Genomic DNA, 26437 nt, shown 5'->3' on the forward strand with positions numbered 1-26437 from the left:
GCACTGGCCCTCTCTTGCTTGCCTTGGGGAATGGACCACATCACGTTCCTCGTGGCGGCCGTCATCGTCACGGCACTGGCGTTCGACTTCACGAACGGGTTCCACGACACTGCGAACGCGATGGCCACCTCCATCGCGACCGGCGCACTCAAACCGCGCGTAGCGGTCATGATCAGTGGGATCCTCAATATCGCCGGGGCCTTTCTCTCGACCGAGGTCGCGAAGACGATCTCCGGCGGGATCGTGGACGACGCCCTGGTCAGCCCGGCGATGATCTTCGCGGGGCTGGTCGGCGCGATCCTGTGGAATCTGGTGACCTGGCTCGCCGGACTGCCCTCCAGTTCCTCCCACGCCCTCTTCGGCGGTCTGATCGGCGCGGTCTGGGTAGGCGCCGGCTCCGGCGCCGTGCACTTCGACAAGGTCGTCGACAAGGTGCTGATCCCGGCCGTGGCCTCTCCGGTGGTGGCCGGCCTGGCCGCCCTGGTCGCCACCTACCTCGCCTACAAGCTTTCCGCCCGCGCCCGCCAGGAGTCGGTGACCAGGGGCTTCCGCCTCGGCCAGGCCGCCTCCGCCTCCCTGGTCTCCCTCGCGCACGGCACCAACGACGCGCAGAAGACCATGGGCGTGATCACGCTGACCCTCATCTCGGTGGGCGCCCTCGGCCATGACGCGGGTCCGCCGGTGTGGGTGATCGGCTCGGCGGGCCTCGCCATCGGCCTCGGCACCTCCCTGGGCGGCTGGCGGATCATCCGCACCATGGGCAAGGGTCTGGCGGCAATCCAGTCACCGCAGGGCTTCGCCGCCGAGACGGCTTCCACCGCCGTGATCCTCAGCTCGGCCCACCTGGGCTTCGCGCTGTCCACGACCCAGGTCGCCTCGGGCAGCATCCTCGGCGCCGGCCTGGGCCGCCGGCTCGCGGAGGTCCGCTGGGGCGTGGCCGGCCGTATGGTGCTGGCCTGGCTGATCACCCTGCCCTCCGCCGCGCTGGTCGGCGGCCTCGCGGCGAGCGTGGTCAAGCACGGCGGCAATCTCGGTACGGCGGTCATCGCCCTGGTCGCCCTGGCCTTCGCCGCCGTCATCGTCGCCGCGTCCCGCCGTAACCCGGTGCGCGCCGACAACGTCAACGACCACCACGAGGTCACCCTCCGCGCCCCGGGCCCGACGAACGTCCGCTCGGCCGCCTGAACCCCCTGGGAGTCCCCATGCATGTCGACTGGTCCGCCCTCGGCAAGGTCGCCGCGGTCAGCCTCGGTGTCACGGTCGCCGTGGTCGTCGTCTTCACCTTCGGCGTCCTGGGCCTGTCCCGGCCCGAATCCGACGCCGCCGAAGCCGGCCGCTCCGGAGCCGCCACCGCGGGCCGGGTCCAGGCCGCCCTGTGCTTCCTCGCCTGCGCGGCGGTGGTGGTGTACGGGATCTGTCTGATCGTGCCGCAGTTCCACTGACGGCGGATACGCGGACGGCAGGGGCCCGGTCGAGGGGAAACCGACCAAACCCGTCGCCGAACTCGCGACCGTACCCGTCCTCCGAACGCGTACGGCAGAAAGCCTCAGGCGCGCGGAAGTTCGCCGTCGGCGTCCCGGTCGCCGTGCGGGACGGGCGCGGTGGTGGCCCGCGGGATCAGATGCGTGGGCAGCACGATGTGCTGCTTGTGGTCCCCCTGGTCCGCCTGGTCGGGCTGGTCCGCCTCGGAGCCGTCGATGAGCCGCAGGGCCAGCCGGCCGGCCTCGCGGCCGATGTCCGAGGGTGACTGGGCGATGGTGGACAGGTCGAACCAGTCGGCCACCGGCTGGTCGTCGAAGCCGAGGACGGACATCTGCGTGGGTACCTCGATGTGCGTCCGGCGCAGGGCCCGGAGGACGGCGACGGCGACCTCGTCCTGTTCGGCGAAGACGGCGGTGGGCGGCTCGCGCAGGCTCAGTAGCTTCCCCAGCGCTTCGGCGGTGGCGCGTTTGTCGCCCACCGGGAGCCCGGCCACCAGGTTCTCGTCGAGGGGGACGCCCGCCTCGGTGAGCGCCTGCTGATAGCCGAGCAGCCGCTCGTTGGAGCTGAAGGAGAAGCCGCTCGCGCCCACCGTCTTGATGAACGCGATCCGCCGGTGCCCGAGGTTGAGCAGGTGCCGGGTGCCGTGCAGGGCGCCGGCGACGTCGTCGACGTACACGCTCGGGCGGCCGTCGACGTGCTGGCTGACGTAGATGACCGGCATGCCGAGGGTGTCCAGCCGGTCGGTCTCCTCCTCGGTGAGGTCGAAGGAGAAGACCAGCAGCGCGTCGGCGTTCCGGCGGGCGGGCAGCCGGTCGAAGAACGAGGTGCGCTCGGCGAGGTCGGGGATCACATAGACGGTCAGCTCCATCCCCGCGGCCCGCAGCACCGGGGCCAGGCTGGAGAGGGCCGAGCCCATGAACCACGCGTTGAGTGTGGGGACGAGCACCGCCACGGTCCCGGTCTTCCCCGTGACAAGGCTTGCGGCCTGCCGGGAGACGGCGAAGTTCAGCTCGCGGGCGGCCTGTTCGACCCGGGCGCGCACCTCCGGGGAGACGGTGGTCAGGCCGCGCAGGGTCCGCGAGACGGTGGACGTGGAGACCCCGGCCCGTTCGGCGACGTCAGCCATCGTCGGGTGTCGCTGAGCTGGAGGCATGTGCCGGACGGTAGCACAGAAGGCCCGCTGTCGACGCTGGTTGTGACAGCGCTTTCACAAGCTCGGGGCCCTGATTCCCACTCGTTACCGGGAAGTAACGCATTGACTTCCGCTTAGCCCACTCCTAGCGTGCAAGCGTTGTCTCGGACGGGTCAAAGCAGTCCCCCATGTACTTGCGCCATGTGCTTTGACCTGCGCGTTTGATCCAAGAAGTTGCTGTGACAACGCAGTCTCACAACAGCGTCGCCTCAGGTTCCGCACGACCAGGAGAGACAGTGAAGACCACAACCGCCAGAGCCCTTCGATGCTCGGCCGCGCTCGCCGCCGCCGGACTCCTCCTCGCCGCCTGCGGCTCGTCCGACGACGGCGGCTCCGCAGGCCAGTCCGGGCCCGCCTCGTTCACCGGCCGCGGCCCCATCACCTACGTGGCCGGAAAGGACACCACCGGAGCCGTCCAGCCGGTCCTCGACCAGTGGAACAAGCTGCACCCGAAGGAGAAGGTCACCTTCATCCAGCTGCCCACGGACGCGGACGCGCAGCGCCAGCAGATGATCCAGAACGCCGAGACGAAGTCCGACGCCTATACGGTGCTCTCTCTGGACGTCGTGTGGACGTCGGAGTTCGCCGCGCACCAGTGGATCGACAAGCTGCCCGAGCAGCAGTTCCCCCTGGACAGGATGCTCAAGCCGGTGGTGGAGACGGCCAAGTACCGCGGTGGTCTGTACGCGGCCCCGGCCAGCTCGGACGGCGGCATGCTGTACTACCGCACCGACCTGCTGAAGCAGGCGGGAATCGGCAAGGCCCCGGCGACCTGGGCCGAGTTGAAGGCCGACTGCGCCAAGGTGAAGAAGCTGCCCGCCGCCAAGGGCGTGTCCTGCTACGCCGGGCAGTTCCAGAAGTACGAGGGCCTGACGGTCAACTTCTCCGAGGCCGTTAACTCCGCGGGCGGCGTCGTCACCGACGCGAACGGCAAGCCCGACGTGGACACCCCCGAGGCGAAGAAGGGACTGGACTTCCTGGCCGGCTCGTTCCGGGACGCCACGATCCCCAAGGAGGCCATCACCTACCAGGAGGAGGACGGCCGCCAGGCCTTCCAGGCCGGCAAGCTGGTCTTCCTGCGCAACTGGCCGTACATGTACGCGCTCGCCGGCAAGAGCAAGCTGGCCGGCAAGTACGCCGTCGCGCCGCTGCCCGGCCTGAACGGCCTCGGCGCCTCCAGCCTGGGCGGTCACAACCTGGCCCTGTCGTCCTTCGCCAAGAACAAGGCGACGGCCCTGGACTTCATGAAGTTCTACAGCAGCGAGACCACCGCGAAGACCTTCCTGGAGAAGGCCTCCCTGGCCCCGCCGTACGCCGACCTGTACGACGACGCGGCACTGGCCGGGCAGTACCCGTACCTCCCGGTCCTCAAGCAGTCGATCCTGCACGCCGTGCCGCGCCCGCGCGTCGTCCAGTACGGCGATGTCACCTCGGCGGTCCAGCAGGAGGCGTACGCCGCGCTGACCGGCACCAAGAGCAGCGCACAGGCGCTGAAGGACCTGCAGCGGGAGCTGCTGAAGTCCACCGGGCAGTGAGGAGCGGGGCCATGACCGACATCGAGATACCGCCCGGACCCGCGGCGGCCGAGCCCCATCGCCGGTCCGGTACGACCGTGACAGGCCGGCGGTCCCGCTCCCGGGCCCGCGCCACGGCCGGCGCCGGGCGGATGGCGGCCCTGCTGGTGTCCCCGACGCTGCTGGTGCTGACGGTCGTCGTGCTCTACCCGACGCTCATGGCGCTCAGGGAGTCGCTGTACGGACCGAAGGGTCTCGACCCGAGGACCGGCTTCATCCGCAGCACCGAGCCGTTCGTCGGGCTGAAGAACTACGCCGACATCTTCGGCGCCGCCGGGGACCGGTTCTGGAACGCCTTCTGGAACACCAGCTTCTTCACGGTCGTCACCGTCGGACTGGAGACGGTGACCGGTGTGGTCATGGCCCTGATCATGCACCGGGCGTTCAGCGGCCGGGCCCTGGTGCGGGCGAGCATCCTCGTGCCCTGGGCGGTGCCCACGGCCATCTCCGCCCTGCTGTGGCGGTGGATCTTCAACAGCGACGGCATCGCCAACGCCCTGATCGGCCACCAGATCCTGTGGACCACCGAGGGCTTCCACGCCAAGGTCGCGGTCATCGTCGCCGAGGTATGGAAGACCGCCCCGTTCATCGGGCTGCTGGTCCTGGCCGGACTGCAGGTCATTCCGAACGAGGTATACGAGGCGGCCCGCATCGACGGGGCGAGCGCGCTGCGCCGGTTCTGGCACATCACGCTGCCCCTGGTGAAACCCGCGCTGCTGGTGGCCATGCTGTTCCGCTGCATGGACGCGCTGCGGATGTTCGACCTGCCGTACATCCTGATCGGCGCGCAGAAGAACTCGGTGGAAACCCTGTCCATGCTGGCGCAGAACGAGGCGTCCAACGTCCGCTTCGGGCCCGCCTCCGCCTACGCGGTCCTGCTCTTCCTGTACGTCTTCCTCATCGCGCTCGCCTTCGTACGGCTGCTGGGCGCGGATCTCGTCGGCGACACCGGCGGCGGCCGCCGGAAGACGAAGACCAGGCTCGTGTTCGCGCGCCGTACGGAGGTGACGGCATGACGACCACGGCGAAGTGGCGCGGCCGCCTGCTGTACGTGGGGGTCGCCGCGGTGGTGGCCTACTGCCTGGCCCCCTTCTACTGGATGCTGGTCTCCAGCCTGCGCCGCACCTCCGACATTTTCGACACCTCGCTCGTCCCGTCACCGGTGTCGTTCGCGAACTACCGGTCGCTGTTCGGCGCCTCCCAGGGTTTCACCCGGGCGCTGCTCAACAGCCTGGTCGTGGCCGGTGTCACCACCGTGCTGGCGCTGCTGCTGGCCACGTTCACCGCCTACGCGATGGCGAGGCTGGAGTTCCGGTTCAAGCGGCTGATCCTCACCCTGATCATCGCCACCTCGATGTTCCCGGTCGTGTCGATCGTGGTCCCGCTGCTGAAGCTGTTCACGGACATCGGCTGGATCAACACCTACCAGGCCATGATCGTGCCGAGCATGTCCTTCGCACTGCCGCTGGCGGTGTGGAACCTGACCACCTTCTTCCGGCAGATGCCGGACGAACTGGAGCACGCGGCCATGGTCGACGGCTGCACCCGCGGCCAGGCCTTCCGCAAGGTCATCGTCCCGCTCGCCGCGCCCGGCATCTTCACCACCGCGATCATCACGTTCATCGCCGCCTGGAACGAGTTCCTCATCGCCCTGTCGATGACCAACCGGCCGGACATGCAGACCGCACCGGTCGCCATCTCCAAGTTCACCGGCGCCACGACCTACGAGACCCCGTTCGGCAGCCAGATGGCAGCGGGCGTCCTCGTCACGATCCCGCTGGTGGTCATGGTGCTGCTCTTCCAGCGCCGCATCGTCGCCGGCCTGACGGCCGGTGCCGCGAAGTAAGCCCTCTTCCACTCCTAAGGAGCAGCATGTCCGGCACCGCACCGTGGTGGCGCAGCGCCGTCATCTACCAGGTCTACATCCGCAGCTTCGCCGACGGGAACGGGGACGGCGTCGGTGACATCGCCGGCATCCGCTCCCGACTGCCGTACCTGAAGGCGCTGGGCGTCGACGCCCTCTGGATCAACCCGTGGTACAAGTCGCCGCAGGCGGACCACGGTTACGACGTGGCCGACTACCGCGCGATCGACCCGCTGTTCGGCACCGTGCAGGAGGCCGAGCGGCTCATCGAGGAAGCCCACCGGCACGGGATCCGCGTCATCCCCGACATGGTGCCCAACCACACCTCCGACCGGCATGCCTGGTTCCGGGCGGCGCTGGCGGCCGGCCCGGGCAGCCCGGAACGCGACCGCTACATCTTCCGCCCCGGCCGCGGCCCCGACGGCGACCTGCCGCCCAACGACTGGGTCTCCTCCTTCGGCGGCCCGGCCTGGACCCGGCTGCCCGACGGCGAGTGGTACCTGCACCTCTTCGCCCCGCAGCAGCCCGACCTGAGCTGGCAGCACCCCGAGGTGCGGGCGGAGTTCGAGTCGATCCTGCGGTTCTGGTTCGCCCGGGGCGTGGACGGCTTCCGTATCGACGTGGCGCACGGACTGATCAAGCACCCCGAACTGCCCGACCTGCCGCCGCCTCCGGCCGGGGTCGGCCGGCGCCGGCACCACCTCGACCACCCGCACTGGGACCGCGACGAGGTCCACGACATCTACCGCGCCTGGCGCAAGGTGGCCGACGAGTTCCCCGGCGACCGGTGCTTCGTCGCCGAGGCGTGGGCCGACACCCCCGAGCGGCTGGCGGCCTACGTCCGCGCCGACGGCCTGCACACCGCGTTCAACTTCGACTTCCTGATGTCCAGTTGGGACCCCAAGGACCTGCGCACGGTCATCGACGACTCCCTCGCCATGCTCGGCGCGGTCGGCGCACCCGCCACCTGGGTGCTCTCCAACCACGACGTCATGCGCCACGCCAGCCGGTACGGCCGCAGGGCGGCCAAGCGCTGGGTGGCCAACGAGCGCTACGAACCCGAAGGCCCCCTCGACCTCGACCTGGGCACCCGCCGCGCCCGCGCCGCCGCCCTGCTCATGCTCGCCCTGCCCGGCGGCGCCTACGTCTACCAGGGCGAGGAACTCGGCCTGCCCGAGGTCGAGGACCTGCCCGAGGCGGTGCTGCAGGACCCCGTCTGGGAACGCTCCGGCCACACCGACCGCGGCCGCGACGGCTGCCGGGTGCCGATCCCCTGGTCCGGGCGGACGGCACCGTACGGCTTCAGCCCCGAGGGCGCCTCCGCCGCACCCTGGCTGCCGCAGCCCGCGGACTGGGCCGCGCGCACCGTCGAGGCGCAGACCGGCGACGAGACCTCCATGCTGGAGCTCTACCGCACCGCGCTGCGCCGGCGCCGCGAGCATCCGGCCCTCGGTGACGGCACCCTCACCTGGCTGGACGCCCCCGCCGGAGTCCTCGCCTTCCGCCGCGACCCCGGCTTCGTCTGCGTGGTCAACCTCTCCACCGAGCCGTACCCGCTGCCCGACCACACCGCGGTCCTGCTGACCAGCGAACCCCTGGAGGACGGCCGGCTGGCCCCGGACCAGGCGGCCTGGCTGGCGGTGTAGCGGCTCCCTTCCGTGAGCAGCGACAGGCGGCCACCGGTCACTGCCGACCGGTGGCCGCTCCGCCGGGCGTGACCAGGCCCGTCTCATAAGCGAGGACGACGGCCTGGGCGCGGTCGCGGAGGTCGAGCTTGGCGAAGATCCGGGCGACGTGCGTCTTCACGGTGGCCTCGCTGAGCGTGAGGGACGCGGCGAGCTCGGTGTTCGACAGGCCCCGGCCCATCAGCATCAGCACCTCGCGCTCGCGGGGGGTCAGCGCGGCCAGGTCACGGTGGAGCGCGGGTGGGGGCGGTGCGGTGGCGGGGCGGTGCGCGGGCACGGCCGGGCCGGCCTCGTGGCCGGCCGCGTACCGCTCGACCAGACGGCGGGTGATCGAGGGGGCGAGCAGCGCGTCGCCCGTGTTCACCAGCCGTACCGCCGCGGCGAGATGGGCGGCGGTGACGTCCTTGAGCAGGAAACCGCTCGCGCCGGTGGCGAGCGCCGCGTAGACGTAGCGGTCGAGGTCGAACGTGGTGAGCATGAGGACCCGGCAGCGCGGGACCAGCCGCAGGACGCGCTTGGCGGCTTCCAGGCCGTCCAGGTCGGGCATCCGGATGTCCATCAGGACGACGTCCGGGCGCAGCCGTTCCGCTTCCGCCACGGCCCGCAGTCCGTCCGCCGCCTCACCGACGACCTCGATGCCGCGCGAGGTGAGGATCAGCCGGAACCCGGTGCGGATGAGCTCTTCGTCGTCGGCGATGAGGACGCGCGGGGCACCGGTTTCCTGGGCCGGGACAGGGGCCGGGGCAGGGCAGTCCGGGATGCGGCCCGGCGCGGGGCCGAGGCCGGGGTCTGCGGCGTGTTCGGTCACGGGCGCTCCAGCGGGATGCGGGCACGGACACGGTACCCACCGCCGATGCGGCGCCGGGCGTCGAAGTGGCCGCCGTAGACGGCCACACGCTCACGCAGGCCGATCAGGCCGCGCCCCGCCCCCTCGTCCCGGCGCTTCCCGGGACCCGGTGCCGGACCGCTGCTCGCGTGGTCGGCGGCCAGCACGCTCGGTCCGCTGTCCAGCACCTCGACCCGAAGGCTGTGGTCGGCATAGCGCACCGTCACGGTCGCCGTGCCGCCGTCGCCGTACTTGAGCGAATTGGTCAGCGCCTCCTGGATGATCCGGTAGGCGGTGACGTCGATGCCGGGAGGCAGCGGGCGCGGTTCCCCGGAGATCCGCACCTCGACCGGCAGTCCGGCGAAGGCGATCCGGTCGACGAGCGTGCCCAGTTGGCGCAGGCTCGGCTGCGGCGCGAGTCCGGAGAGGTCTCCGTGCTCGCTCGGCACGGCGGGGTCGTCGCCGTCCGGCGACGGCGCCAACAGACCGAGCAGGTGGCGCAGTTCGGTCATCGCGTCGCGGCCGGCGCCCTCGACGGCCGCCAGCGCGGTCTCCGCCGCGTCCGGCAGGGTGGCGAGCACCTCCCGGGCGGCCGTCGCCTGTACCACCATGAGGCCGACCTTGTGGCTGACGATGTCGTGCAACTCGCGGGCGATGCGGGCGCGTTCGGCCGCCACCGCCGTACGGGCTGCGGCCTCCCGCTCACGCTCCAGCAGCCAGCGCCGGTCCTCCAGCACCTTGCGGTACCGGCGGCGGGCCCGCGCCAGCAGCACGACGGTGCCACCGGCCGACGCCAGGCCCACCGCTGCCAGGGCGATGAGCAGCGCGCCCGTCTCCGATGTCCACACGCCGTCCATCGTGCCAGCCGGCCGACGGACGGGCGTCCTCCTCCGGGGCCATCCCGTACATCGCCGGGATGACCACCGCCGCGGGATACCTCCGGGGGCTGACGCCGGGACGGACCCGGCCGCCTACCGTCCCTGCCATGACCACCGAAGACATCGGCGACCCGAGCCGGGGGGCCGGCCCGGCCGCCGTACCCGACCAGGAAGTCGTCCGGCTGAGCGGCCTGCGCAAGGAGTACGGCGACACCGTCGCTCTGGACGGCGTGTCGCTGGAGATCGCCGCCGGGGAGGCGGTGGCGGTGATGGGGCCGTCCGGCTGCGGCAAATCGACCCTGCTGAACATGATCGCCGGTCTGGACCGGCCGAGCGGCGGACAGGTGCGCGTGCACGGCGAGGACCTGGGCGCGCTCAACGAGACCGGGCTGGCGCTGTTCCGACGGCGCCGGATCGGCATGATCTTCCAGTTCTTCAACCTCATCGACGACCTGCCCGCGATCGACAACGTCGCCCTGGCCGCGCAGTTCACCGGCACCTCGGCCCGCCAGGCCCGGCGCCGGGCGCTGGAGCTGCTGGACGAACTCGGCATCGCCGACCGCAGGAACGTCTACCCCGCCGCGCTCAGCGGCGGCGAGCGCCAGCGGGTGGCGGTGGCCCGCGCGCTGATGAACCGGCCCGCGCTGCTGCTCGCGGACGAGCCCACCGGCGCGCTGGACAGCCATGCGGGCGAGCAGGTGATGGACCTGCTCATCGACCTCAACGAACTGGGCCAGACCCTGCTGCTGGTGACGCACGACCCGACGCTGGCCACGCGCTGCGCCGGCCGGCTGGTGACCATGGCGGACGGCCGGATCACCGGCGACCGGACCCTGGAGCGGACGGCATGAGCGCGGTGTGGCGTGCCTCCCGCGCGGCCGTGCGCCGCCGCCGGCTGCAGACCGCCGTGATCGGGGCGGTGGTCCTCGTCTCCTCCGTGGCGCTGGTGGTCGCCCTCGGCCTGCTGGACGTCGCGTCCGGGCCGTTCGACCGGATCTTCGGCCAGGCGCACGGCGCCCACGTCGTCGCCACGTTCGACGCGACGAAGGTCACCGGCTCCCGGCTGGCACGGACCGCGCACCGACCGGGCGTGCGGGCCTCGGCCGGGCCGTTCCCGGAAGCGGTGGTCGACCTGCCGCAGAGCGCGGTCGCCGAGCTGCCCGGGATGGGACCCGGCCCGCTGACCGTGGTGGGCCGGGCGGACCCCGGCGGCACGGTCGACCGGCTGGACCTGTTCGCCGGGCACTGGGCCACCGGCCCCGGCCAGCTCGTCCTGGCGCTTCCGGACGCGCCCGGGATGGGCGACAGCCCGCACTCTCCGATCGGCAGACGGATCAGGCTGCCCGGGTTGGCGCCGCTGACCGTCGTCGGACTCGCGTCCAGCGTGAGCGGCACCGCGCAGGCCTGGGTCTCACCACGGCAGATCACGGCCCTGCACCCCACGACGTACCAGATGCTGTACCGCTTCGACCGGGCCGGCACGGCCCGGCAGATCACGGCGGACACCGCGGCGGTGAGCGCCGGTCTGCCGTCCGGCTCGCTCGTCGCCCACCAGTCGTATCTGACCCTGAAGGCGCAGGTCGCGACCGAGCCCAACGCCTTCGTGCCGTTCCTCATGGCCTTCGGCATCCTCGGCCTGCTGGTGGCCGTGCTGATCGTGGGCAACGTGGTGAGCGGCGCCGTCGTGTCCGGCTTCCGGCACATCGGGGTGCTCAAGTCCGTGGGATTCACGCCGATCCAGGTGACCGCGGTCTACCTGGTGATGGTCTGTGTCCCGGCGACGGCGGGCGCAGCGATCGGCACCGCCCTGGGCGCGGTGGTGGCACGGCCGCTGTTGCACCAGGTCTTCTACGGCGCCGACCTCGGCACGGTGACCCTCAGGCCGACGATCAGCTCCTGGGTGTACGTGACGACGGCGCTGGGCATGCCCGCGGTCGTGCTGCTGGCCGCGCTGATTCCGGCGCTGCGCGCTCACCGGCTCTCCGCGGCGCGAGCGATCAGCGCGGGCAGCGCGCCCGACGGCGGACGCCGGCCTGCGGTGCAGCGGTGGCTGAGCGGGGTGCGGCTGCCGCGCTCGGTGACACTGGGCCTGGGCCTGCCCTTCGCCCGGCCCGGACGGGCGCTGCTCACCGTCTGCGCCGTCCTGCTCGGGGTGGCGACGGTGACCTTCGCCACCGGCCTGTCGGCCACGATGGTCTCCTACGGCGTCGCGGTCGAGGGCACCGGCCGAACGCAGGTGGTCGTCTTTGCCGGGCAGGCCAGGTTCGGGGAGACCGTTCCGCACCAGGGCGACGCCGCGACCCAGGGCCTGTTGCGCTCGCTGCCGCATGCGGCGGACGTGTCCGGCGTGGGCTTCGCCGGGGTGCGGCTGCTCGGGCAGAGCCAGGACGTGACGATTCAGGGCGCGCGCGGGGGCCGGTCCGCGCTCCAGGACGACCTGGCCAGGGGCCGGTGGGCGCGCAGGCCCGGCGAGGTGGTGGCCTCCGGCAGGTTCCTGTCCAAGTACGGCCTGCATGTCGGTGACTCGTTCACGCTGAGCGCGGCGGACGGCCGGACGGAGCGCGTGACCCTGGTCGGGGAGGCCATGGCCGGGCCGGCGGACTGGCTGCGCGCGGACTGGCCGACGGTGACCGCCCTGGCACCGCACGCGCAGGCCAATCAGTACTGGGTGCGGCTCACCCCCGGAGCCGATGCCGGCGCCTATGTGAAGGCCGTCCGGGCAGCCGATCCCGGGCTCTACCCGAGTGAGCAGTCCGCGGTCAACGCCGGGGCGGTGACCGTGATCGGCTCAGCCTCCGCGCTGACCCTGATGCTCACGACCGTCTCCGCGATGGGCGTGTTCAACACGGTCGTGCTGAGCGCCCGGGAACGGCGGCGCGACCTGGGGATGCTGAAGTCGATCGGCATGACACCACGCCAGGTGACAGTGATGCTCGTGGTGTCCATGGCCGGACTCGGCCTGGCCGGCGGAATCCTGGGGCTGCCGGTGGGCGTCGCGGCCTACCGCCTGGTGATCCCGATGACCGAGCACAACGCCCATCTGACCTTCCCGGCCCGGATGCTGGACGTCTGGCACCCCGCGACCCTGGCCGTGCCGGTGCTGGCCGGGGTGGCGATCGCCGGGCTCGGTGCGGTGATTCCGGCGCATACGGCGGCGCGGCAGACCATCGCCCGGGTGCTGCGCACGGAGTGACGAGCGGGTGAGCCGAAGAGGCCCACTTGCCGGGGCCCCATGTTCCTCCACGCCCCAGTCGTCGGCGAGGGCCGAGACGAGCGGCAAGCCGCGGCCGGTCTCGGCGGTGGCTGGTACATGTCGTCTGAGGGGTAGGGCGTCGCCGCTGCCGTGTAGTTCGATGCGGAGTTGGATGTCGTCGAGGGTGATGCGCACCAGCACCAGTCCGCCTGAGGGGGCTCCGTGCAGGATGGCGTTGGTGGCGAGTTCGGAGACGCACAGCTGGACGTCGTCGAGGCGTTCGGTCCGGCCCCATCGGGTAAGGGGCTCGGCGACGAACCTCCCGGCGGCACCGGGTGTGGTCCGGCGTCGGTCGAAGAGCTTCCTGCGGCGCTCGACGTCGGCGCCGGGGGCATGGGTCGGGACCAGGGCGAGAGTGCCCGGCTTGCCGGGCGGTGTGCTGGGCATGGCCGAGCCTCGGCGGGGCGCTCGGCACTGGCGAGTTCCCGCTCGGAGCCGACCATGCCCAGGAGAAGCCGGGGTTGTGGCCAGCGGTCTCGGCGCGGGGCCTGCACGGAACGGTGGGCGGTTGTGGCGCCTGGAGTACGGCGGGCAAGGTCCGCCAAGGCCGGGTTGGCGGCCTGCCGGTAGCTCGCCTGCAGGTGGCGGAAGGCTTCCTCGGCCGCTGCGGCCTGCTGCTCGTGGCGGCGCTGCTCGTGCCACTTGGCGGCGGCGCGGGCCAAGTGCAGCGTCATGCAGGTCCGGCTGGTCATCGGCGGCGCCTCCGGCGTCATCACGCTGCGGATCGACGCCCATCTCCGGCCGGGTGAAAAAGACCGCACCCGGGCCGTCAGGGGCGCCGTGCTCGGCGGCCTGGGGACCGGGTGCGGGCAGGGAGATAGTCGGTCTGAGTGAAGATCAGGCCTTCTTGGTCTCCCAGAAGATCTTGTCGATCTGGGCGATGTAGTCCAGCGCCTTCTGGCCCGTCGCCGGGTCGGTGGACGCCTTGGCGGCCGAGAGGGCCTTCAGGGTGTCGTTGACCAGCTGGTGCAGCTCCGGGTACTTCTCGAAGTGCGGGGCCTTGAAGTAGTCGCTCCAGAGCACGGAGACGTGGTGCTTCGCGAGCTCCGCGCGCTGCTCCTTGATGACGGTGGCACGCGCCTGGTAGTGGGGGTCGTCGTTGCCGGCCATCTTGTCCTGGATGGCCTTCACCGACTCCGCCTCGATGCGGGCCTGGGCCGGGTCGTACACGCCGCAGGGCAGGTCGCAGTGGGCGCTGACCTTGACCTTGGGGGCAAACAGGCGGGAAAGCATGGAGCATTCCTTCCTCGTGATCGTCTTCTCAGGTGCGACATTACTCCCTGAGGAAGGCGATTTCTCGGGTGCCCCCTAGGGCTTAGGACAAAAGTCCAGGGTCAGACTGAGACTGGTGGAGGAACGGACCGGGGAGGTGCCGGGATGCCGGAGCTGTCGCAGGAGACCGAGCGGGGGAGGGCCGTGGCGCCCTTCGGAGTGGCGGAAGTCACCGGGCCGTCCATGGTGCCCACGCTCCTTCACGGGGACCGGCTGCTGGTGCGGTACGGCGCGTCGGTCCGGGTGGGGGACGTCGTCGTCCTGCGGCACCCGTTCCAGCAGGACCTGCTCGTCGTCAAGCGCGCCGTGGAGCGGCGCGACGGCGGCTGGTGGGTGCTCGGGGACAACCCCTACGCGGGCGGGGACAGCACGGACTACGGAGTCGTACCAGATGAGCTGATCCTCGGCCGTGCCCGCTTCCGGTACCGGCCGCTGCCCGCCGGTCAGCGCTCGCCGCTGACGCTGGCGCGCTGGGCGCTCTCGGCGGCGAGGCCGCTGCTGCCCGACCGGTCGGCCTCCAGGCGCTTGCGGGCCCGGTAGGCGGCCACGTTCGCGCGGGTCGCGCAGCGGTCGGAGCAGTAGCGCCGCGAGCGGTTGGTGGAGGTGTCCAGGTAGGCGTTGCGGCAGGGGGCCGCCTCGCACAGGCCCAGGCGGTCCACGCCGTACTCCGTCAGGTGGAAGGCCAGGCCCATCGCCGCGATCGCCGCGTAGCCCGCCGTGGCGTTCGACGGGTGGTCGGCCAGGTGCATGTGCCACAGCGGGCGGCCGTCCTCGTCACGGTGGTCGTGGCCGGAGATCTGCGGCGACACCGGGAACTCCAGCAGCAGTGAGTTCAGCAGGTCCACGGCCAGCGTCTCGTCGCCCTTGTCGGCCGCCTCGAAGACCGCGCGCAGTCGCGCCCGCACCGAGCGGAAGCGCGTGACATCGGCGTCGGTGGCGCGGCGGGCCGCCGACGCGTTGACGCCGAAGAGGTCGCGGACGGCCTCGACCGAGGTCAGCGAGTCCTTGCCCCGGGCCGGTTCCTCGCTGTTGACGAGACGGACGGCGTAGTCCGAGTAATAGGCCAGTTCCACTTGTAGTCCTTACGAAGGCGCTCTATGGTCGTGTCTGCGGTCGGGTAACAGCCGGTCGTGCTTCCAGGGTATTACGCAGACGAGGGGGACAGGCTTCATGACGACGAGCACGGGCACCGACTGGGCCGCGTGGCAGGAGAGCTGGGACCGGCAGCAGGAGTGGTACATGCCGGACCGCGAGGAACGCTTCCGGATCATGCTCGACATGGTCGAGGCGCTGGTCGGTACGGCCCCGAGGGTCCTCGACCTCGCGTGTGGCACCGGCAGTATCACCGCCCGGCTGTTGTCGCGCTTCCCGGACGCCACCAGCACCGGCGTCGACCTCGACCCGGCCCTGCTGGCCATCGCCCGCGGCACCTTCGAGGGCGACGGGCGGGTCACCTTCGTCACCGCCGACCTCAAGGACCCCGACTGGCGGGCGGAACTGCCGTACGGCTCCTACGACGCCGTCCTGACCGCGACGGCCCTGCACTGGCTGCACAGCGAACCCCTCGCGGCCCTCTACGGTCAGGTCGCGGAGCTGCTCCGCGACAGCGGTGTCTTCATGAACGCGGACCACATGATCGACGACAGCACGCCCCGGATCAACGCCGCCGAGCGCGCCCGGCGCCACGCCCGTATGGATCAGGCCAAGCGGGACGGTGTCCTGGACTGGGCCGAATGGTGGCAGCTCGCGGCCGAGGACCCGGTCCTCGCCGAGCCCACCGCCCGCCGCTTCGAGATCTACGGCGAGCACGCGGACGGGGACACGCCCTCGGCCGCCTGGCACGCCCGCACCCTGCTGGCGCAGGGCTTCGCCGAGGCCCGGCCGGTGTGGTGCTCGCCGTCGGACACGCTGCTGCTCGCCCTCAAGTAGCGGCCGGCACGGCACGCACGCGGTACGAGAAGAGGCGGTACGCAGCGCCGGTGCTGAAGTGCAGCAACGAGAAGGCGCCCGGCGGCCTGTTGCCCATCTGGCTCACGCCCGCGCAGAAGCTCACTCAGCCGTCGACCTTCCCGCTGACCCGGGCACAGCTGCGCGAACCGGCGCTGGAGCCGCGGCTGCTGCCGTAGCCGGGCGGCTGCTGTAGCGGGGCACGAAAAGGGGCGGTACGAGGATGCCGTACCGCCCCCTGCCGTGCGTGCGCTACAGCACCTTGGACAGGAACGACTGCGTCCGCTCGTGCTGAGGGTTCGTCAGGACCTCGCGGGGATGGCCCGATTCGACCACCACGCCCTCGTCCATGAACACCAGACTGTCGCCCACCTCGCGGGCGAAGCCCATCTCGTGGGTGACGACGACCATGGTCATACCGGACTCGGCGAGGTCCCGCATGACGTCCAGGACATCGCCGACCAGCTCCGGGTCCAGGGCGGAGGTCGGCTCGTCGAACAGCATCAGCTTCGGGTCCATCGCGAGGGCCCGGGCGATCGCCACTCGCTGCTGCTGGCCGCCGGAGAGCTGCGAGGGGTAGTGCCCGGCCCGGTCGGCCAGGCCGACCCGCTCCAGCAGCTGCATGGCCCGCTCCCGGGCCTGCGCCTTGCTCACGCCCTTGACCTGCACCGGCGCCTCGATGACGTTCTCCAGCGCCGTCATGTGCGGGAACAGGTTGAAGCGCTGGAAGACCATGCCGATGTCCCGGCGCTTGCGCGCGACCTCGCTGTCCTTCAGCTCGTACAGCTTGTCGCCCTTCTGGCGGTAGCCGACCAGCTCGCCGTCGACGTACAGCCGGCCGGCGTTGATCTTCTCCAGGTGGTTGATGCAGCGCAGGAACGTCGACTTGCCGGAGCCGGACGGGCCGATCAGGCAGAACACCTCGCCCGGCCTCACCTCCAGGTCGATGCCCCTGAGCACCTCGACATGGCCGAAGGACTTGTGCACGCCCTGCGCCCTGACCATCGGGACCGTGGCCTCGGCCGGGGTGTCCTGCGTCTTGCTGAGCTTGTCGGTCATGCCGTGACCTTCCTGCTGGAGAAGGTCGTCAGATGCCCCTTGACCTTCTGCCACGGGGTCGGCGGGAGGCTGCGGCTGGAACCCCGGGCGTAGTAGCGCTCGATGTAGTACTGGCCGACGCTCAGCACCGAGGTCATGATCAGGTACCAGGCCGCGGCGAGGAAGTACATCTCCACCGGGGCGCCGGAGTTCTGGCCGATGTCCTGGGCGTAGCGGAACAGCTCGGGATACTGGACGGCCGCCACGAGCGAGGTCGTCTTCAGCATGTTGATGACCTCGTTGCCGGTCGGCGGCACGATCACCCGCATCGCCTGCGGGATGATCACCCGGCGCAGGGTCTTGCTGTGGCTCATGCCCAGCGCGTGGGCCGCCTCGGTCTGGCCCTCGTCCACCGCGAGCAGGCCCGCCCGGCAGATCTCGGCCATGTACGCCGCCTCGTTCAGACCCAGGCCGAGCAGCGCCGTCAGCAACGGCGTCATGAAGTTCGACCAGTAGTCCTTGTAGAACGGCATCAGGTTGATGTACTCGAAGACCAGGCCCAGGTTGAACCACAGGAACAGCTGGACCAGGACCGGCGTGCCGCGGAAGAACCAGATGTAGAACCAGGCGATCGACGAGGTCACAGGGTTCTTCGACAGCCGCATCACCGCGAGGACGATGCCGAGGACGATGCCGATCAGCATCGACAGGACCGTGAGCAGCAGGGTCTTGCCGACACCGGTCATGATCCGGTGGTCGAAGAAGTACTCCGGCACCGCATGCCAGTTGATCTTGCCCTGGCTGAAGGCGTAGATGATCGCCACGAGGATGCCGATGGCGACGAGGGCGGATATGTACCGCCCGTAGTGCCGGACCGGGATGGCCCTGATGGCCTCCGGGCCCTCGGCCGGGAGAGCGGGCGCGTCCTCCCCGGCGCCCTCTCCGGCCGTCTTCTCGATGTCAGTCACGGGTGTTGCCTCTCAGTGGCCGCTTCTGCTTCTGCTGCTTCCGCGGGTCACTTGCCGCCGTTGATCACGGACTCCTTGACGGCGCCGTCCTGGGCGCCCCACTTCTGGAGGATCTTCGCGTACTCGCCGTTCTTGATGATCGCGTTCAGCGCGGCCTGCAGCGCGTCGCGCAGCTGGGTGTCCTTCTTGGCCACGGCGATGCCGTACGGAGCCGCCTCGACCTGCTGGCCGACGATCTGGAAGTCCTTGCCGCCGCCGGAGGTCTTCACCGCGTACGCGGCGACCGGGAAGTCGGAGGAGGCCGCGTCCACACCGCCCGAGCGCAGCCGGGTCTGGGACTGCTGGTCGTCGTCGAACGGCTCGATGGTGAGCTTCTTGCCGCTCGGACACTTCTTGGCCTCCTGCTTGGCCAGGTCCTCCGAGACGGTGCCGCGCTCCACGGCGATCTTCTTGCCGCACAGGTCCGACCAGCCGTTGATGCCCTGGGTGTCGCCCTTGCGGGTGTAGATGGAGACGCCGGCGGTCAGGTAGTCGACGAAGTCGACGCCCTCGCCGACCTTCTTGCCCGTGTCCGGGTCGACGCCCTCCTGGCGGTTCTTGTTGTCGGTCATGGCCGACATGGCTATGTCGTAGCGGCCCGAGCGCAGACCGGTGAGCAGGGCGTCGAACGTGCCGTTCTGGAAGTCCAGCGTCACGCCGAGCTGCTTGCCCATGGCCGCCGCGAGGTCCGGGTCCAGGCCGACGGCCTTGCCGGAGGAGTCCTTGAACTCCACGGGGGCGTACGCGATGTCCGAACCGACCTCGATCTTGCCCTTGTCCCGGATCTCCTTGGGGAGCTTGTCGGCCAGCGGGGCGCTGCTGACGGAAGCGCCGGAGTCCTTGCTCTTGTCCTTGGTCTGGTCACCGCAGCCGGTGAGCAGCAGGGCGCCCGCGACCGCGATCGCACCGGCCGCTGCCAGACGGGAGCGTGCGGCGGTCGTACGACGGGTGGAGCTTGCGGTCATCGTGGTTCCTCCGGCGAGTGGGAAGGTGCCGATGGGTCAGCGAGAGCACACACCTTCGGGTGTCGCGACCTCGTGGGTTTACGGCATCTTGCCATTCGGACTACGCCGTTCAGGGGTGCAGCTATGTCAAAATCGGATAACGGGTCACCCCCGAACCGCATCAGGTCGGTACATCCTTGGTAGTTCACCACCGAACCATCTGCGGGAATCCAGCCTTCCGGCCGGAAGACCTTCGGCGCGTCTCACGATGTGGTCGCCGCGGGCGTCGGCCTACCAGCGTCTTCGCACGCCCGACGCGGTTGTCAGCCGCGTGTCATCCAGGTGTGGCTTTCTGGTTCCGAGATGTGACCTTGCACCTAATGGACTCGTCGTGGGCACCGTCCGTCCGGTAAGAAGGTTCTTTACACCCCTCATCCGGGGCTCAGGGCGCGTGTGCGGCGCGCCCGTCGCGTATGGCCCGTACGTATCACCAATCGGGCGGTGCGCGGTGCCCGCCCACCCCTCACCAGGAGTGGTCGACCCTCAAACCATGCATACCTAAGGGGTAAAACGAAGTGGCAGCGGAGATCGTCAATCCTCGCAGCGACAGCAAAACGGACCAGGACGGCGGGGCCGAGCCCCTCGATTCCTTCGATCCGGCGTTCGCGCTGCACCGCGGCGGCAAGATGGCCGTGCAGGCCACCGTGCCGGTCCGTGACAAGGACGACCTTTCCCTCGCGTACACGCCCGGCGTCGCTCGCGTGTGCACCGCGATCGCGGAACAGCCGGAGCTGGTCAACGACTACACATGGAAGTCCTCCGTGGTCGCCGTCGTCACCGACGGTACGGCCGTGCTCGGACTCGGGGACATCGGTCCCGAGGCCTCCCTCCCCGTGATGGAGGGCAAGGCGATCCTGTTCAAGCAGTTCGGCGGCGTCGACGCGGTGCCGATCGCGCTCGACTGCACCGACGTGGACGACATCGTCGAGACCGTCGTCCGGCTCGCCCCGTCCTTCGGCGGAGTGAACCTGGAGGACATCTCGGCGCCCCGGTGCTTCGAGATCGAGCGCCGGCTCCAGGAGCGCCTGGACATCCCGGTCTTCCACGACGACCAGCACGGTACGGCCGTCGTGACGCTCGCGGCGCTGCGGAACGCGGCGCGGCTCAGCGGGCGGGAGATCGGGCAGCTGCGGGCCGTCATCTCGGGCGCCGGCGCGGCCGGTGTGGCCATCGCCAAGATGCTGGTCGAGGCCGGCATCGGGGACGTGGCCGTGGCGGACCGCAAGGGCGTCGTGTCGGCCGACCGGGAGGACCTGACCCCGGTCAAGCGGGAGCTCGCGGGCTTCACCAACAAGGCCGGCATCTCGGGCTCGCTGGAGGACGCCCTCGCGGGCGCGGACGTCTTCATCGGCGTCTCCGGCGGTACGGTCCCGGAGGAGGCCGTGGCCTCCATGGCCAAGGGCGCCTTCGTGTTCGCGATGGCCAACCCGAACCCCGAGGTGCACCCGGAGGTCGCGCACAAGTACGCGGCCGTGGTGGCGACCGGGCGGTCCGACTTCCCGAACCAGATCAACAACGTGCTGGCGTTCCCGGGCATCTTCGCGGGCGCGCTGCAGGTGCGGGCCACTCGGATCACCGAGGGGATGAAGATCGCCGCGGCGGAGGCGCTGGCCGCGGTGGTCGGCGACGATCTCGCCGCCGACTATGTGATTCCCTCGCCGTTCGACGAGCGGGTCGCTCCGGCGGTCACGGCGGCGGTTGCGGCCGCCGCGCGGGCCGAGGGCGTTGCTCGTCGCTGACGTTGCGCTGAATGGCCCCGTCCGTTCTTGGGTTCGGGCGGGGCCATTTTTTTCACCCGCCCGCCCGACTCGGGCGGCGCAAGGGTGCCCAGGAGGGGGACTCGGCGCTGAAGAGGTGCCCCGCGGTGGCGTCGGCGCCGGCCTGCGCCGCTTGGGTGGCCCTGCGCAAGAGGGCATGTGTCACAGACCCTCGCTGTTCCGTCGGCTGATCAACGCACCTATCGTCGGCTGCATGTTCGCTGTCTACGCCGCCCGAATCGACCGCGACCAGCCGCTCACCGGCCTGGAGTTGGGGGAGCGCCCGGCTCCCGAGGCCCGGCCCGGCTGGAGCACCGTCATGGTGCGTGCCGCCTCCCTCAACCACCACGACCTCTGGTCCCTGCGGGGCGTCGGTCTCCCGGAGGACCGGCTGCCGATGATCCTCGGCTGTGACGCCGCCGGTGTCGACGAGGACGGCAACGAGGTCGTCCTGCACTCCGTCATCGGCCAGACCGGTTACGGAGTCGGCCCCGACGAGCCGCGCTCCATCCTCACCGAGCGTTACCAGGGCACCTTCGCCGAGCAGGTCGCCGTGCCGACCTGGAACGTGCTGCCCAAGCCCAAGGAGCTGTCCTTCGCCGAGGCGGCCTGTCTGCCGACGGCCTGGCTGACGGCGTACCGGATGCTGTTCACCAACGCCGGAGTACGGCCCGGCGACTCGGTCCTCGTGCAGGGTGCGGGCGGCGGTGTCGCCACGGCCGCGATCGTGCTCGGCAAGGCGGCGGGGCTGCGCGTCTTCGCCACCAGCCGGGACGAGGCCAAGCGGAAGCGGGCGGTGGAGCTGGGGGCCGTGGAGGCGGTGGAGCCGGGGGCCCGGCTGCCGCAGCGGGTGGACGCCGTGATCGAGACCGTGGGCGCCGCCACCTGGTCCCACTCGGTGAAGTCGCTGCGGCCCGGCGGCACGATCGTCATCTCCGGTGCCACCAGCGGGGACCGGCCCTCGCACGCCGAGCTGACCCGGATCTTCTTTCTGGAGCTGAAGGTCGTCGGCTCCACCATGGGCACCAAGGAGGAGCTGGAGGACCTGCTCTCCTTCTGCGCCGCTACCGGGGTGCGGCCCGTCATCGACGAGGAACTGCCGCTGGACCGCGCCCGCGAGGGCTTCGAGCGGCTCGCGTCGGGGGAGCACTTCGGGAAGATCGTGCTGACCAACTCCTGAGGTCCTTCGGGAAGGTGGTCGTCGGGCGGGTCCGGGTGTCCGGGCCCGCCCTTTCCCATGCCGCGATGTCAACTTAGGTTGACATGGGGCCGCTTGTCAACGTAGGTTGACATCATGACCGAGGCAACCGATCTCGCCGAGCGCGCCGGCGACCGTGATCCGCGGGTCGGACTGCGGGCCGTGGCCGCGCTGCGCAGGCTGCTGGAGCAGCTGGAGGCGGTACAGGTGCGCAGTGCGCGCAATCAGGGCTGGTCGTGGCAGGAGATCGCGGCGGAGCTCGGAGTCAGCAGGCAGGCCGTGCACAAGAAGTACGGGAGGCAATGATGTTCGAACGCTTCACCAAGGACGCCCGTGAGGTCGTGAAGGGAGCGTTCGTCCACTGTGAACGCTCGGGTGAAGAGACCGTCGGTGCCGGGCATCTGCTGCTCGCCCTTCTCGACCGGGACGGCAGCCGGGCCTCCTTCGCGCTGGCCGCACTGGGGCTCGGGGAGCGCAAGGCGTCCGTACGGCAGGCGCTGGACGAGGCGCGGCGGCGCGGCGGGCTGTCCCGGGCCGACTCGGACGCGCTGGCGGGGCTCGGGATCGATGTGTCGGAGATCGTCGCCCGGGTCGAGGAGGTGCACGGTGTCGGGGCGATGTCCGGCGACCCGGAGGACCGCCGCCGGCCCGGGCGGCGGCCGGGCTTCGGCCGGGGCGCCAGGACCGTCCTGGAGAGGTCGCTGCGGGTCGCCGTCGGACACCGCGACCGGCACATCGGGGACGAGCACCTTCTGCTCGCGCTGACCGTCCTGCCCGGAGTGGTGGGCGAGGTGCTGGCGGACCACGGGGTGACGCACGCGTCCGTGACTCGGGTGCTGTACGGAGCCGGCGAGGCGCAGGCCGGCTGAGGCATCGGCCTGCTGCGGCACCGGTTCGTCGAGGCGCAGGCCGGCAAAGGCGCCGGCCTCTGAGGGGTATCGGCTCGACGGGGCCGCCGGGTGCCGACCCGCTCCCGCCCCGTCAGGCCTTCGGAGTCCGCAGGAGCGCACCGATGTGGGCCGCCGCCGTGGACAGATGGCGGCGGGCCTCCCGGAGCTGGGTGGGGGTGACTCCGTGGTCGCGGGCCGCGTCGCGGATGTCGTCGCGGAAGCGGTCCAGGAGTCGGTCCAGGTCGCGGGCCGGTTCGCCGGTGGAGTCCTCGTGGGCCCAGGTGGGTTCGTACTCGGCCGGGAAGTCCTCCTCCGCAGAGACGTAGTGCGTGTCCGCCGGTGTGGGGGTGGGCTTCGGCGCCGGTCCCCCGGGGGTGCGGGGGGAGCCCCAGTACTTGCCGAAGTCTCCCAGCTCCCTGGTCAATTCGGACAGGCCCTCGCGGACGCCCGTCGGCCAGTCGCCCTGGGCGAAGTGGTCCTGGACGCGGTCCTGGACCCGGCGGGCGATGCGCTGCACCTCCTCCTGCGCCTGGGCCCGCGCCCGCGCCTGCGCCTCCTGCGCCTGGTGGCGGGCCCGCTGGGCCTCCTCGCGGGCCCGGCGGCTCTCGTCCTTGGCGCGGCGCGCCTGCTCCTTCCACTCCTGCTTGGCCCGGCGCATCTCCTCCTTAGCGGCCTTCCACGCCTCCTTGTCGCCCAGATCGCCGTACTCCCCGAAGGGGCCCGGGCTCGCGCCGGCCTTCGCGCCCCGGCGGGCCTCGGAGGCGGCGGCGCGCATCTCGCGGCGCAGATCGCCGGCCGCGCCGCGCACGTCGGCCTGTATCTCGGCGGCCAGTTCGGCGACCGACTCGCGGATCTCCAGCTCCAGATCGGCCAACTCGCCGCTACGGCCAGCCAGTTCGGCGCGGCCCGCGTCCGTGATGGCGTACACCTTGCGGCCGCCCTCGGTGGTGTGCCTGACCAGGCCCTCGGCCTCCAGCTTGGCCAGCCGGGGGTAGACCGTGCCCGCCGAAGGGGCGTACAGACCCTGGAAGCGCTCCTCCAGGAGCCTGATCACCTCATAGCCGTGGCGCGGGGCCTCGTCGAGCAGCTTGAGCAGATACAGGCGGAGGCGCCCGTGGGCGAAGACGGGGGGCATGTCAGAGCACCTTCTTGTCGGTCGTGCCGTCGGCCGGGGCGTCGGTGCCGTCGGAGGCGTCGGCGCCCCGGCCGGAGAGGGAATTGTCCCGCGCGGTGGCCGGGCCGCCTGCGGCGGGGGCGGTGCCGGGGTCCCGTGGGGCCGCGTAGGAGCCGGAGGAGCCGGAGGGTTCTGCGAGCCGGGTGGCCTCCCACGGGGTGTCCGTCTCGTCCTCCTCGTGCGGCGGGCGGCGCAGCAGGGCGATCGAGCCGGAGACCGTGGTGGCCCGCAGCCTGCCCGTGCCCGCACCGAGGCGGCCGGTGATCTTGTGGGCGCCCCACTGGCCGTGCACCCGCAGTCCGTCGAAGGCGTTGGAGATTGTGCCGCTCGCGGTGTTGGCCTCCACCTCGGCGTCCGCCGGGTGGGGCAGGCGGATGGCGATCTCGCCGGAGACGGTGGTGAGGTTGACCTCCGTCGGGCCGTCCGGGTCCAGGTCGACGATCATGGAGCCGCTGACCGAGTCGGCGCGGACGGAGCGGCCGGAGCCCGAGACCACCGTCAGGTCTCCCGAGACCGATTTGAACCGGAGGTCGCCGGTGACCGCCTGGGCTTCCAGGTTTCCCGACACGGTGTCCGCGCGGACCGGGCCCGAGAGGCCGACCAGGGTCGTGTCGCCGGTCACTCCCTTGACCACTGCCGGGCCGCGGACGCCGGAGACGACCGCGCCGGCGCCGACCACGCCCACCTCCACGCGGGTGTCGGCGGGGACCGCCAGGGAGACGACCGCGCTGCGCCGCCAGCCCTTGCGGTCGAGCCACTTGAGGAAGCCCTTCCAGGGCAGGTCCTCGTAGGCAACCGTGAGGGTGTCGCCCTGCTGGGTGACCACCAGGGGTGGGCCTTCGATCTCCGAGATCTCGAGGCGGGCGGAACCCTCGTCCGTGCCCACCACGTTCACCGTTCCGTTGACGATGCGGACCTGGAGGTCGCTCACGCGAGTGTCGAAGGTCAGCTTCTGGGGCTCGTTGACGGACCACACGGACATGGGAGACCTCCTAGGCCGGACACGGGGCGACACGCCATATCGCGTTCTCCAGGAAACACGATATATCGTGGTGCCGTGAAGTCAAGGCACCCTTTCGTGTGAGTGCGTACGCCTCATATCGGGCGCGACATGGGCGAACTGCCTAGCGTGTCTGCCATGCCGACGGACGCGTTCCAGGGCGGACACCGGGCCGCCTCCGCCACCGGGGCCCTGCTGCTGTGCCGGGCCGAGCCGGAGTCCGTCGCCCTTCTCGCCCCGTTGCTGCGCGAGCGGATGGCGCTCACGCGCGCGGGCGATCGCTGGACGGTGCTGGTGCCTGAGGGGAGTCCGTGGCGGGGAGGCGGTACCCGAGGTGAACCGGTGGACCGGGTGCTCACCGGCTGGGCCGTCGCGCTCGCCGTCGGGTCGTCCTGGCCCGTGCTCGCGCTGTGGTGGGACGCCGACCGCGCCGGTTACACCCTCGCGTCCGGCTTCCGCCGCCCCGTCGGATACGTCTGGCTGGCCAACGGCACACCGGCGGGTGAGGGCGAGGCGATGCGCACCTTCGCGGCTCGGCTGGGGCTGGATCCGGTGCTGGACGTGCAGGCCCTCGACGGACTGACCGCGGTGGACTCCGACGCGGACGGGCCGGCACGGATGCGGGGGCTGATCGCGGTCCTCACCCGCGCGGGTGTCGCGTTGCCGGCCGGTCTTGTGCCCGGGGAGGGCGCCGATCGGCTGCTGGAGGTCGCGGCGCAGGTGCCCGGTGGGGTGCGGTGGATCGAGGGGGCCGGGTGGCGTGAGGCGGTACCGGTGGAGTCCGCGGCGGGGGAGCCGGTGGGCGGCGCCAGGGGGCTCGGGGTGTGGGTGCCGGGGTCGGGGGATCCGCGGGCTCGATGGCTCGGGCTGGTGCAGGTGGGGGCGGGGGTGCCGGTGACCGCGTGGGGGATCTGGCGACGGCGAGGCGGATGGGTGGCGGCGGGGGTACTGCTGCTGGCGCACGGGGCGCTGGGGATGGCGTACGAGGGCGTGCGCGGGCGCGGATGACTGCGTGCGCCGGGGCGTGGCGCGGGTGCGCTGCCGCTGGGCCTGCCTCTGAGGTGCCCTGAGCTGGGGCTGGGCGGGGTTCGCGGGGCGCCCGGTGCCGGCCGCCCGCCAACGGGGCGTTTCGCTCGCCCGCGCCGACGGGTGCCGCTGCGCCCACCCGTGCCGCCCCAGCGGCACGACTGCCCGCAGCCGTGCAGGCTGCGGCGGCGCACTGCGCGGCCGGCCAGCGGACGGCCCGCAGTCGCGTACGGTCTCGAACGACGCGGTGGGTGGGCACCGCCCCAGCGGCACGACTGCCCGCAGCCACGCGGGCTGCGGCGGTGGTCCCGCCCCCGCACGAACCCCGCGCCGCGCACCCCCGAACGTTGCATACGCTGTCTCTGTAGCC

Annotated in this window: 26 protein-coding genes and 2 pseudogenes; 16 read left to right on the plus strand and 12 right to left on the minus strand. The window is 71.4% G+C overall.

Annotation, left to right across the window (positions count from 1 at the left end; translation table 11 throughout):
- Positions 1-30: 30 nt before the first annotated feature.
- Positions 31-1185 (plus strand): inorganic phosphate transporter, encoded by a 1155-nt coding sequence (locus ACZ5NH_RS15100; RefSeq protein ID WP_468775359.1) that lies wholly within the window; start codon positions 31-33, stop codon positions 1183-1185.
- Positions 1186-1202: 17 nt separating this feature from the next.
- Complete coding sequence (locus tag ACZ5NH_RS15105; RefSeq protein WP_468775361.1) at positions 1203-1442, plus strand: hypothetical protein; 240 nt, start codon at positions 1203-1205, stop codon at positions 1440-1442.
- Positions 1443-1546: 104 nt separating this feature from the next.
- Here ACZ5NH_RS15105 and ACZ5NH_RS15110 read toward each other — a convergent pair whose 3' ends face one another.
- Positions 1547-2635, minus strand: a complete 1089-nt coding sequence (locus ACZ5NH_RS15110; protein ID WP_468775363.1) for a LacI family DNA-binding transcriptional regulator — start codon at positions 2633-2635, stop codon at positions 1547-1549.
- A gap of 275 nt (positions 2636-2910) precedes the next feature.
- On the opposite strand from ACZ5NH_RS15110, the gene ACZ5NH_RS15115 reads away from it, so the two are divergent.
- The 4 genes from ACZ5NH_RS15115 to ACZ5NH_RS15130 are packed head-to-tail and all read left to right on the plus strand — an operon-like array spanning position 2911 to position 7758.
- Entirely contained in the window at positions 2911-4209 is a 1299-nt protein-coding gene (locus tag ACZ5NH_RS15115; protein ID WP_468775365.1) for an ABC transporter substrate-binding protein, read from the plus strand.
- A gap of 11 nt (positions 4210-4220) precedes the next feature.
- Entirely contained in the window at positions 4221-5264 is a 1044-nt protein-coding gene (locus ACZ5NH_RS15120; protein ID WP_468775367.1) for a carbohydrate ABC transporter permease, read from the plus strand.
- Positions 5261-6094, plus strand: coding sequence for a carbohydrate ABC transporter permease (locus ACZ5NH_RS15125; protein WP_450981185.1), 834 nt, complete (start codon positions 5261-5263; stop codon positions 6092-6094). The genes ACZ5NH_RS15120 and ACZ5NH_RS15125 overlap by 4 nt, the downstream gene beginning before the upstream one ends.
- A gap of 26 nt (positions 6095-6120) precedes the next feature.
- Positions 6121-7758 carry a glycoside hydrolase family 13 protein gene (locus tag ACZ5NH_RS15130; protein ID WP_468775370.1) on the plus strand — a complete coding sequence of 546 codons (1638 nt, stop codon included), beginning with the start codon at positions 6121-6123 and terminating at the stop codon, positions 7756-7758.
- Positions 7759-7795: 37 nt separating this feature from the next.
- Here ACZ5NH_RS15130 and ACZ5NH_RS15135 read toward each other — a convergent pair whose 3' ends face one another.
- Positions 7796-8557 carry a response regulator transcription factor gene (locus ACZ5NH_RS15135; RefSeq protein ID WP_468775497.1) on the minus strand — a complete coding sequence of 254 codons (762 nt, stop codon included), beginning with the start codon at positions 8555-8557 and terminating at the stop codon, positions 7796-7798.
- A 44-nt stretch (positions 8558-8601) separates the two neighbouring features.
- A complete protein-coding gene (locus tag ACZ5NH_RS15140; RefSeq protein ID WP_468775372.1) occupies positions 8602-9480 on the minus strand; it encodes a sensor histidine kinase in 879 nt (292 codons plus the stop codon).
- Between the two features lie 128 nt (positions 9481-9608).
- Between ACZ5NH_RS15140 and ACZ5NH_RS15145 the strand changes: the two genes are divergently transcribed.
- Both ACZ5NH_RS15145 and ACZ5NH_RS15150 read left to right on the plus strand, forming a co-directional pair.
- The gene (locus ACZ5NH_RS15145; protein ID WP_468775374.1) at positions 9609-10352 is read left to right on the plus strand and encodes an ABC transporter ATP-binding protein; all 744 of its coding nucleotides are present in this window, start codon (positions 9609-9611) and stop codon (positions 10350-10352) included.
- Positions 10349-12694 carry an ABC transporter permease gene (locus ACZ5NH_RS15150; RefSeq protein ID WP_468775376.1) on the plus strand — a complete coding sequence of 782 codons (2346 nt, stop codon included), beginning with the start codon at positions 10349-10351 and terminating at the stop codon, positions 12692-12694. Before ACZ5NH_RS15145 ends, ACZ5NH_RS15150 begins: the two co-directional genes overlap by 4 nt.
- A gap of 105 nt (positions 12695-12799) precedes the next feature.
- Here ACZ5NH_RS15150 and ACZ5NH_RS15155 read toward each other — a convergent pair.
- The 3 genes and pseudogenes from ACZ5NH_RS15155 to sodN all read right to left on the minus strand — a co-directional run.
- Positions 12800-13102 (minus strand): annotated as a pseudogene (locus ACZ5NH_RS15155) (ATP-binding protein); the annotation flags it as partial.
- A pseudogene (locus ACZ5NH_RS15160) lies at positions 13003-13425 on the minus strand (relaxase/mobilization nuclease domain-containing protein); the annotation flags it as partial. The pseudogenes ACZ5NH_RS15160 and ACZ5NH_RS15155, both read right to left, overlap by 100 nt.
- A gap of 166 nt (positions 13426-13591) precedes the next feature.
- Positions 13592-13987, minus strand: coding sequence for a superoxide dismutase, Ni (gene sodN, locus ACZ5NH_RS15165; protein WP_351613554.1), 396 nt, complete (start codon positions 13985-13987; stop codon positions 13592-13594).
- Between the two features lie 144 nt (positions 13988-14131).
- Here sodN and sodX point away from each other — a divergent pair, with 144 nt between their 5' ends.
- Positions 14132-14566 (plus strand): nickel-type superoxide dismutase maturation protease, encoded by a 435-nt coding sequence (sodX, locus tag ACZ5NH_RS15170; RefSeq protein ID WP_388621076.1) that lies wholly within the window; start codon positions 14132-14134, stop codon positions 14564-14566.
- Here the strand turns inward: sodX and ACZ5NH_RS15175 are convergent.
- A complete protein-coding gene (locus tag ACZ5NH_RS15175) occupies positions 14470-15099 on the minus strand; it encodes a CGNR zinc finger domain-containing protein (RefSeq protein WP_451552063.1) in 630 nt (209 codons plus the stop codon). The genes sodX and ACZ5NH_RS15175 overlap by 97 nt on opposite strands.
- A gap of 97 nt (positions 15100-15196) precedes the next feature.
- Here ACZ5NH_RS15175 and ACZ5NH_RS15180 point away from each other — a divergent pair, with 97 nt between their 5' ends.
- Positions 15197-15955, plus strand: a complete 759-nt coding sequence (locus tag ACZ5NH_RS15180) for a class I SAM-dependent methyltransferase (protein WP_468775379.1) — start codon at positions 15197-15199, stop codon at positions 15953-15955.
- Between the two features lie 50 nt (positions 15956-16005).
- Entirely contained in the window at positions 16006-16152 is a 147-nt protein-coding gene (locus ACZ5NH_RS15185; RefSeq protein ID WP_468775381.1) for a hypothetical protein, read from the plus strand.
- Between the two features lie 73 nt (positions 16153-16225).
- Here the strand turns inward: ACZ5NH_RS15185 and ACZ5NH_RS15190 are convergent, their stop codons facing one another.
- Genes ACZ5NH_RS15190 through ACZ5NH_RS15200 form a run of 3 tightly spaced genes read right to left on the minus strand, consistent with a single transcriptional unit; the run spans position 16226 to position 18983 of the window.
- The gene (locus ACZ5NH_RS15190; protein ID WP_468775499.1) at positions 16226-16978 is read right to left on the minus strand and encodes an amino acid ABC transporter ATP-binding protein; all 753 of its coding nucleotides are present in this window, start codon (positions 16976-16978) and stop codon (positions 16226-16228) included.
- A 50-nt stretch (positions 16979-17028) separates the two neighbouring features.
- Positions 17029-17979, minus strand: coding sequence for an amino acid ABC transporter permease (locus tag ACZ5NH_RS15195; protein WP_468775383.1), 951 nt, complete (start codon positions 17977-17979; stop codon positions 17029-17031).
- 47 nt (positions 17980-18026) lie between these two features.
- The gene (locus tag ACZ5NH_RS15200; RefSeq protein ID WP_388620765.1) at positions 18027-18983 is read right to left on the minus strand and encodes an ABC transporter substrate-binding protein; all 957 of its coding nucleotides are present in this window, start codon (positions 18981-18983) and stop codon (positions 18027-18029) included.
- A 554-nt stretch (positions 18984-19537) separates the two neighbouring features.
- Here ACZ5NH_RS15200 and ACZ5NH_RS15205 point away from each other — a divergent pair.
- From ACZ5NH_RS15205 to ACZ5NH_RS15220, 4 genes are all read left to right on the plus strand, one after another.
- Positions 19538-20761 (plus strand): NAD(P)-dependent malic enzyme, encoded by a 1224-nt coding sequence (locus tag ACZ5NH_RS15205; protein WP_388620767.1) that lies wholly within the window; start codon positions 19538-19540, stop codon positions 20759-20761.
- Between the two features lie 232 nt (positions 20762-20993).
- Positions 20994-21959: a zinc-binding dehydrogenase gene (locus ACZ5NH_RS15210; protein ID WP_468775385.1), complete on the plus strand. Its 966-nt coding sequence runs from the start codon at positions 20994-20996 to the stop codon at positions 21957-21959.
- A 114-nt stretch (positions 21960-22073) separates the two neighbouring features.
- A complete protein-coding gene (locus ACZ5NH_RS15215) occupies positions 22074-22283 on the plus strand; it encodes a helix-turn-helix domain-containing protein (RefSeq protein WP_018571396.1) in 210 nt (69 codons plus the stop codon).
- The gene (locus ACZ5NH_RS15220; RefSeq protein WP_468775501.1) at positions 22283-22846 is read left to right on the plus strand and encodes a Clp protease N-terminal domain-containing protein; all 564 of its coding nucleotides are present in this window, start codon (positions 22283-22285) and stop codon (positions 22844-22846) included. The genes ACZ5NH_RS15215 and ACZ5NH_RS15220 overlap by 1 nt, the downstream gene beginning before the upstream one ends.
- 112 nt (positions 22847-22958) lie before the next feature.
- Here the strand turns inward: ACZ5NH_RS15220 and ACZ5NH_RS15225 are convergent, their stop codons facing one another.
- Positions 22959-24002, minus strand: a complete 1044-nt coding sequence (locus ACZ5NH_RS15225) for a PadR family transcriptional regulator (RefSeq protein WP_468775387.1) — start codon at positions 24000-24002, stop codon at positions 22959-22961.
- Position 24003: 1 nt separating this feature from the next.
- A complete protein-coding gene (locus tag ACZ5NH_RS15230; protein ID WP_468775389.1) occupies positions 24004-25023 on the minus strand; it encodes a DUF4097 family beta strand repeat-containing protein in 1020 nt (339 codons plus the stop codon).
- Positions 25024-25179: 156 nt separating this feature from the next.
- On the opposite strand from ACZ5NH_RS15230, the gene ACZ5NH_RS15235 reads away from it, so the two are divergent.
- The gene (locus ACZ5NH_RS15235; RefSeq protein ID WP_468775391.1) at positions 25180-26049 is read left to right on the plus strand and encodes a hypothetical protein; all 870 of its coding nucleotides are present in this window, start codon (positions 25180-25182) and stop codon (positions 26047-26049) included.
- Positions 26050-26437: the final 388 nt, after the last annotated feature.

The sequence above is a fragment of the Streptomyces sp. NPDC031426 genome (assembly GCF_055581585.1).